The sequence below is a fragment of the Saccharomonospora halophila 8 genome (genome assembly GCF_000383775.1).
Classification (GTDB): domain Bacteria; phylum Actinomycetota; class Actinomycetes; order Mycobacteriales; family Pseudonocardiaceae; genus Saccharomonospora; species Saccharomonospora halophila.
Genome location: NZ_KB912483.1, coordinates 42568 through 48443, shown reverse-complemented (window position 1 = coordinate 48443; position 5876 = coordinate 42568). Strand labels below are relative to the sequence as shown.

The window sequence follows — 5876 nt, the reverse complement described above, 5'->3', positions numbered from 1 at the left end:
GCCGTTGCTGGCCGCCCAGACCGCCGTGTTCGCCGTCGGGGTGGTCGCGGGCCCGTCCGCCACCCCGTACGCGCTGCTGTACCGCGTGCTCGTCGCGCCCCGGCTCTCCCCCACCGACGACCGGGAGGCCGTCGCGCCGTTGCGGTTCGCGCAGGGGGTGGGACTCCTGTTCGCGGTCGCGGGCACCGTCGGTTACGTCAGCGGGCTGACCGCGCTCGGCCTCGTCGCCACGGCCCTCGCGCTGTTCGCGGCACTGCTCAACGCGGTGTTCGACGTGTGTCTGGGGTGCGAGGTGTACCTGCTCCTGCGGCGGGTCACACCACGCACCGAGCGGGTTTGAGGACACCGGGCGGAAACCGGCCGGGGCAGGCACCCCCACATCCGAGATCCCCGAGGAAACGCACCGACAATTCTGAGGAAAGAGAGCGACCATGAGCCGTGACGACGTCCTGGTCACCGCCCAGTGGGCCGAGGACAACCTGAACACGCCCGGCGTGGTGTTCGCCGAGGTCGACGAGGACACGACCGCCTACGAGGGCGGGCACATCCCGGGCGCGGTCCGCATCGACTGGCGCACCGAGCTCCAGGACCCCGTCCGCAGGGACTTCGTCGACAAGGCGGGCTTCGAGAAGCTCATGTCGGCCAAGGGCATCTCGAACGACGACCTGGTGATCCTCTACGGCGGCAACAACAACTGGTTCGCCGCCTACGCCTACTGGTACTTCAAGCTCTACGGGCACGACAACGTCAAGCTGCTGGACGGCGGCCGCAAGAAGTGGGAGCTCGACGGCCGTGAGCTGGTCACCGGCGAGGTCGACCGGGAGCGCACCGACTACACCGCGGCCGAGCAGGACCAGACGCTGCGCGCGTTCCGGGACGAGGTCGTCGGAGCGATCAACACCAAGAATCTGGTGGACGTTCGCTCGCCGGACGAGTTCTCCGGCAAGCTGCTCGCACCCGCGCACCTGCCGCAGGAGACGGCCCAGCGCGCCGGGCACATCCCGAGCGCGGTGAACGTACCGTGGTCGAAGGCCGCCAACGAGGACGGCACGTTCAAGTCCGCCGAGGAGCTGGAGCAGCTCTACAAGGACGCGGGCCTGGACACGTCGAAGCCCACGATCGCCTACTGCCGGATCGGGGAGCGCTCCAGCCACACCTGGTTCGCGCTGCACGAGCTGGTCGGGCTGTCCGACGTGAAGAACTACGACGGGTCCTGGACCGAGTACGGCTCGCTGGTCGGCGTGCCGGTGGAGACGGGAGAGAAGTGATGAGCGACGGTTGCGGCGCCCCCGCGCAGACCGCCACGGCGACCGACGCGGACGCGAACGGCCAGGTGGTCGTGGCGGGCACGGTCACCGGCACCGACGGACCGCTCGGCGGTGCCTACGTCCGGCTGCTCGACTCCGGCGGCGAGTTCGCCGGGGAGGTGCAGGCCTCGCCCGAGGGCGAGTTCCGCTTCTACGCGGCCCCGGGCACCTGGACGGTGCGCGCCCTGCACCGCACCGGCACCGGCGAGACCGCGATCACCACCGAATCCGCGGGCGTCCACCGGGTGACGATCCCGATCACCTGACCCCGCCGGTCACCCCGGGTGTTGCCGTGAAGGGCACTTTCCCTGCGTCCGACGCAGGGAAAGTGCCCCTCGCTGCGCAGGGCGCAGGGAAGGTGCCCCTCACGGCACCCACGGGGGGTGTGACGTGGGTACCGGGGGGCTTTTGCGTGGGGTGGGGCGGGTTATCCTGCGGGCGTGGAGATTATCTTTACGACGCTGCTGGTCCTGGCCATCGTCGCGACCACGTGGTTCGGCGGCTACGTGGTCTACCGGCTGTACTCCGACCAGCGCTGAGCCGAGAGAGTTCGATGACCAGCGGTGACGAGGCGGTCCGTGCCGCCGCCCAGCGGGCCGAGGTGACGGGGACACGCAACATCCCGCAGCTCGACGACCTGCCCATCCCCGGTGACACGGCCAACCTGCGCCAGGGTGAGAACCTGAACGACGCCTGCCTGGCCCTGCTGCCGCTCGTCGGGGTGTGGCGCGGCGAGGGTGAGGTCAGCTACCCGACGATGGAGCGTTCGTACCGCTTCGCGCAGCAGCTCACCATCGCCCACGACGGGCGCCCGTTCCTCTACCACGAGGCACGGGCGTGGCTGCTCGACGACGACGGCGAGGTGCTGCGGCCCGCCGCGCGGGAGACCGGCTTCTGGCGTCCGCAGCCCGACGACACGATCGAGCTGCTGCTGACCCACTCCACCGGTTTCGTGGAGCTGTACTACGGCACACCGAAGAGCCAGAGCGCCTGGGAGCTGGGCACCGACGCCGTGGTGCGGTCCGCCAGCGCCAAGGAGGTCACGGCGGCCAAGCGGCTCTACGGCATCGTCAACAACGGCGATCTCGGCTGGGTCGAGGAGCGCGCGATGATGGGGCACGAGATGACCCCGCACTGTTCCGCGCTGCTGCACCGCATCGCCGGCTGAGTCGTCCGCGTCGTCGGCTGAGTCGTCCGCGTCGTCCGGCGGCGTCATCGGGCGGGGCCACACCCGTCGGCGGTCCGGCCGGGGCCGGGAATCAGCGGGTCAGCGGTACTGCCGCTCGTACGCCTCGGCCAGCTCGGCGTGCGGCCCGGTCGAGTCCGGCAACGGTGTCCCGTCCAGGGTGTGCACCCGGGTGAGCTTGCGCACCGACGACGCCAGCAACACCGCGTCGGCCGAGAAGAGCTCCTCCGCGGCGATCGGCTCGATCTTCGTGGCCCACCCGGCCGCCTCGGCGGCACGGAAGACGGCACGCTGGGTCGTGCCGGGCAGGATCCCGACGGTCGGCGGCGGGGTGTGGAGCGTGCCGCCGCGCACGAGGACCACGGTGGACGTCGGCCCCTCCAGCACCGACCCGTCGGTCGCGGTGAACACCACGTCGTCGGCACCGCGCCGGGCCGCCTCCCGCAACGCGGCCATGTTCACCCCGTAGGACAGCGTCTTCGCCCCCAGCAGCAGCCACGGCGCCCGTTCGGCGAGGTCCGGTGCGAACCCCCGGTCCAGGCGTACCGCCGCCACCCCGTCGACCCGCGCGGACCGCACCGGCTCGGCGATGTCCATGCCCAGGGCATAGCCGACCGGCTCGGCGTCCGGGTCGCCTTCGGCGCCCCGGGTGTACACCAGCTTCACCGCGATCTCGTCCGGCCCGGTCCAGTTCTCCACCACCTGCCGGACGGCGCGCTCCCACGCGGCGCGGTCCGGCTCGGGCAGGTCGAGCATGGCGGCCGACCGGGCCAGGCGGTCCAGATGCGCATTGAGCTCCCGAGGCACGCCGTCGACCACGAGCACGGTCTCGAAGATGCCGTCCCCGCGCAGCAGGCCGAGGTCGTCGACCCGGATCTGCGGACGGTCCGGATCGGCCAGGGTCCCGTCGAGGAAGGCGAGCACGCGCATGGGACCACGGTACCCATCCGCCACGCCCCGGCCACGCCACGCGGCCGCGGGGGGCGCGCGCCGCATACGATCGGGGCATGGCGTATGAGTCCCCGCTGCTCGGTCTCTCCGGTGCCGTGGCCACCCCCGACGATCACCCCGAACAGGGCGTCCCCTGGCATTGGGGGGACCCGTTCGGCGAGCAACGCACCGCGGTGCGCGGCGTGGCCGTGGTGGACCGCTCGCACCGGGAGGTGCTCACGGTCGGTGGCCCGGAACGGCTGTCCTGGCTGCACCTGGTGCTGTCCCAGCACGTCTCCGGGCTGCCCGACGACACGGGCACCGAGGCGCTGGTGCTGGACAGCTGGGGCCGGATCGACACGCACATGGTCGTCGCGCACACCGGCGGGACCGTGTACCTGGACAGCGATCCGGAAGCCGAGGCCACCAGCGCCCTGCCGAAGGGTGGCAGGCAGCCGCTGCGCGACTACCTGGAGGCCATGAAGTTCTGGTCCCAGGTGGAGATCGCCGACGCCACCGCCGACCTCGCGGTGCTCACCCTGCTGGGGCCGGACGTTGCCCGGGTGCTCGACACGCTCGGGATCACACTCGGCGACGACCCGTACGCGGTCACCCCACTGGCGGACGGCGGGCTGGCCCGCCGGATGCCGTGGCCCGGCCGGTCGGCGGTGGACCTGCTGGTGCCCCGCGCCGAACTGGCGCGGTGGTGGCAACGGATCACCGACGCGGGCGCCCGTCCCGCGGGCGTGTGGGCCTTCGACGCGCTGCGGGTCGAGTCGCTGCGCCCGCGCTTCGGCGTGGACACCGACGAACGCGCGATCCCGCACGAGGTGAACTGGATCGACACCGCGGCGCACGTGGCGAAGGGCTGCTACCGCGGCCAGGAGACCGTGGCCAAGGTGCACAACGTCGGCAAACCACCACGCCGGATGGTGCTGCTGCACCTGGACGGATCCCCGGAGATCTACCCCGAGACGGGTGACCCGGTACAGCACGGGGACCGCACGGTCGGCCGGGTCGGCAGCGTGGCCGAGCACCACGAACTGGGCCCGGTGGCGCTGGCCCTGCTCAAGCGGTCCGTGACGGCCGACGCCGAGCTGCGCGCGGGCGATCCCGAGCAGGACCGCGCCGTGCAGGCCGCCGTGGACCCCGACTCGGTTCCCGCCGAGCACGTCGCACCGGGCCGACAGGCGGCGCAGCGGCTCCGTGGGTGAGCGCGGATCACCGGGTGACATGGTCGCCGGGCACTGGCGTGTCCGGCCGTCGTAGAGCAGGATGATCACGTGATCGAAGTCCGGCCAGGGGGACGCCGTCGCATCGACCGCGTCCTCGCCGACGACTATGCACGCGGGATCGACCGGTTGCCGATGTCCACCCTGCGCTCCCGCCGGGACGAGGCGGCACAGGAGGAGACCGACCTGTCGTACCTGCGCCGGCTGCTGCACGCCCGCATCGACATCGTCCGCGCCGAGCAGGAGCGCCGCACCTCGGGCGCGGTGACGAGCGTGGTGGACCAGCTGGCCGCGATCCTCGCGGACAACGCGCTCGGCCCCGCCACCGGCTCGGGCAGGCACCAGACGCTCGAACCGTCGCGGGCGGGCGCCTACCGCCGCAGGGCCGAGGCCCTGGTGGGCGACGCCGACCTGTCCGACGTCACGGCGCTGTCCGACGACACACTCACCGACACCCTGGCCAGCTACCGGGAGCAGGAGCGCTCCGTCTCCCAGCGGCGGCGGGAGGTGCAGGCGGTGGTGGACGCCTTCAACGCCGAGATGGCCCGCCGGTACGCGCAGGGCAGCGCCTCGGTGGACGAGCTGCTGGCCGACGAACGTGGCACCGCGGGCGGCACCGGCGCCCCGGACGGGGAAGGAGGCCGCGCGTGACGCGGTTCCGGGACAACAGCCGGTTCCGGGACAACCCGGTGCTGGTGGAGGTCGTGCGCTCGGGTGTGGTGGAGAGCGTCCACCGGGGCGCGCTCGTCGTCACCGCACCCGACGGGTCCGTCCGCGCCGCGCTCGGCGACGTGACGAGCCCGGTCTTCGCCCGGTCGGCGAACAAGCCGTTCCAGGCGCTGGGGATGCTGCGTGCGGGGCTGGAGGTCGACGACACCGACCTGGCCCTCGTGGCCGCCTCGCACACCGGCGAACCCGGCCACGTCGACCGGGCGTTGACCCTGCTGTCGGCCGCGGGCCTCGGCGAGGAGGATCTGCGCTGCCCGCCCGAGCCACGCCGGGCGGCGATGAACTGCTCGGGCAAGCACGCGGGAATGCTCGCCACCTGTGTGCGGCGGGGCTGGTCCACGGCGGACTACACCGATCCGGCCCACCCGCTGCAACGCACGATCGCGGACACCGTCTCCGAACTCACCGGCGAGCCGATCGCCGCCACCGCCGTCGACGGCTGCGGCGCCCCGCTGTTCGCGTTCTCGCTCACCGGTCTGGCGCGCGCGTTCG

General features: G+C 72.5%; 8 protein-coding genes. 7 read left to right on the top strand and 1 reads right to left on the bottom strand.

The window, feature by feature from the left end; genetic code table 11:
* From SACHA_RS0101620 to SACHA_RS0101600, 4 genes are all read left to right on the top strand, one after another.
* A partial coding sequence (locus tag SACHA_RS0101620; protein WP_028662785.1) for a DUF4395 domain-containing protein occupies positions 1–340 on the top strand: 340 nt, incomplete at its 5' end.
* Between the two features lie 91 nt (positions 341–431).
* Positions 432–1268: a sulfurtransferase gene (locus tag SACHA_RS0101615; protein WP_019806672.1), complete on the top strand. Its 837-nt coding sequence runs from the start codon at positions 432–434 to the stop codon at positions 1266–1268.
* Entirely contained in the window at positions 1268–1573 is a 306-nt protein-coding gene (locus SACHA_RS0101610; protein WP_019806671.1) for a DUF1416 domain-containing protein, read from the top strand. Before SACHA_RS0101615 ends, SACHA_RS0101610 begins: the two co-directional genes overlap by 1 nt.
* Before the next feature lie 287 nt (positions 1574–1860).
* Entirely contained in the window at positions 1861–2475 is a 615-nt protein-coding gene (locus tag SACHA_RS0101600) for an FABP family protein (protein WP_019806668.1), read from the top strand.
* Positions 2476–2574: 99 nt separating this feature from the next.
* On the opposite strand, the gene SACHA_RS0101595 is transcribed toward SACHA_RS0101600, so the two are convergent.
* Positions 2575–3423, bottom strand: coding sequence for an aminodeoxychorismate lyase (locus SACHA_RS0101595; RefSeq protein ID WP_019806666.1), 849 nt, complete (start codon positions 3421–3423; stop codon positions 2575–2577).
* A 77-nt stretch (positions 3424–3500) separates the two neighbouring features.
* Here SACHA_RS0101595 and ygfZ point away from each other — a divergent pair, with 77 nt between their 5' ends.
* From ygfZ to SACHA_RS19785, 3 genes are all read left to right on the top strand, one after another.
* The gene (gene ygfZ / locus SACHA_RS0101590; protein WP_019806664.1) at positions 3501–4637 is read left to right on the top strand and encodes a CAF17-like 4Fe-4S cluster assembly/insertion protein YgfZ; all 1137 of its coding nucleotides are present in this window, start codon (positions 3501–3503) and stop codon (positions 4635–4637) included.
* 69 nt (positions 4638–4706) lie between these two features.
* Entirely contained in the window at positions 4707–5306 is a 600-nt protein-coding gene (locus SACHA_RS0101585; RefSeq protein ID WP_019806663.1) for an RsiG family protein, read from the top strand.
* The coding region (locus SACHA_RS19785) for an asparaginase (protein WP_019806660.1) at positions 5303–5876 on the top strand (574 nt) is incomplete at its 3' end. The genes SACHA_RS0101585 and SACHA_RS19785, both read left to right, overlap by 4 nt.

What these genes read in the sequence shown, in the direction of transcription:
- SACHA_RS0101615 (WP_019806672.1), top strand. Translation starts at nt 432, where the DNA reads ATGAGCCGTGACGACGTCCTGGTCACCGCCCAGTGGGCCGAGGACAAC.
- SACHA_RS0101610 (WP_019806671.1), top strand. Translation starts at nt 1,268, where the DNA reads ATGAGCGACGGTTGCGGCGCCCCCGCGCAGACCGCCACGGCGACCGAC.
- SACHA_RS0101600 (WP_019806668.1), top strand. Translation starts at nt 1,861, where the DNA reads ATGACCAGCGGTGACGAGGCGGTCCGTGCCGCCGCCCAGCGGGCCGAG.
- SACHA_RS0101595 (WP_019806666.1), bottom strand. Translation starts at nt 3,423, where the DNA reads ATGCGCGTGCTCGCCTTCCTCGACGGGACCCTGGCCGATCCGGACCGT.
- ygfZ (WP_019806664.1), top strand. Translation starts at nt 3,501, where the DNA reads ATGGCGTATGAGTCCCCGCTGCTCGGTCTCTCCGGTGCCGTGGCCACC.